The following is a 1,014-nucleotide window of genomic DNA, read 5'->3' as shown; positions in this document are numbered from 1 at the left end:
AGACGAAGACATTGTTCGCCTGGCCGATTCGATGGAGTTCGCCCTCATGTTCGACCGGAGCGAATGGGCTGCCGGTGGCCACGAGAGCCTTCCCCGCCGACCACCGAATGATGTCGGTTGGGGTGGCTTCGGTGTTCTTGGTGGGATTCGAGAGGGGCATCACGATCGGACGGTCGTGATGGGCGGCCATCGAGCGGATCATCGACTCGGTGAAGCTGCCCGCCTTGCCAGTGACCCCGATCAGGATCGACGGGGACATCCTTTCGATCACCGTGGCAAGGTCGATCGAGCCATCGCCCCACGACGCAACCAGATTCGGATCGGCAGCGAACTCTTGCTTGCGGTCCTCCATCCCTTCGCGGCCCTCGACCACCAGTCCGCGACTGTCGGTGAGAAGGATGCGCTCCCTTACGGTCGTCGCGTCGAGCCCCTCCTGCTGCATTGCGGCCTTGATCTGGCGGGCGATCCCGATCCCCGCAGAGCCTGCGCCCGCGATGACGACGCGCTGATCCGAGATCCGCTCACCGAGCATCCGCATGGCGGCGAACAGGCCACCGATGACCATGGCCGCCGTGCCCTGGATGTCGTCGTTGAACGACGGAAGCACCCCGCGGTACTTGTCGAGATGCCTGAACGAAGTTCGGTTCCCGAAGTCCTCCCACTGCAGGATCGCCCCGGGGTGGACCTTGCGAACGGCCTCCACGACCTCATCGACGAGCGTCCAGTACTCGTCGCCCCGAAGGCGCTCGCTGCGGTAGCCGAGGTAGAGGGGGTCGACGAGCAATTCCCGGTTGTCTGTCCCGACGTCGAGAGAGATCGGGAGGCAGAGCGACGGATGAATTCCGGCCGCGGCGGTGTAGAGGGCGAGCTTGCCGATGGGGATCCCCATGCCGCCGGCTCCCTGATCGCCGATGCCGAGTATGCGCTCGTTGTCGGTGATCACGATCACCGCCGCTTCGGTCATCGCAGCATTGCGGAGCAGTTGCTCTACTGAGCCCCGATCCGCCGGCGTGA

General features: G+C 64.8%; 1 protein-coding gene. It reads right to left on the bottom strand.

Annotated features, from left to right (window positions below; translation table 11 throughout):
- Positions 1–964 (bottom strand): oxaloacetate-decarboxylating malate dehydrogenase (gene maeA / locus WEB06_08000; GenBank protein MEX2555558.1); only part of this gene is annotated, 964 nt, incomplete at its 3' end.
- Between the last annotated feature and the right edge of the window lie 50 nt (positions 965–1,014).

The organism is Actinomycetota bacterium (assembly GCA_040905475.1).
Classification (GTDB): Bacteria; Actinomycetota; AC-67; order AC-67; family AC-67; genus DATFGK01.
This window is presented reverse-complemented; position numbering and strand designations above follow the sequence as displayed.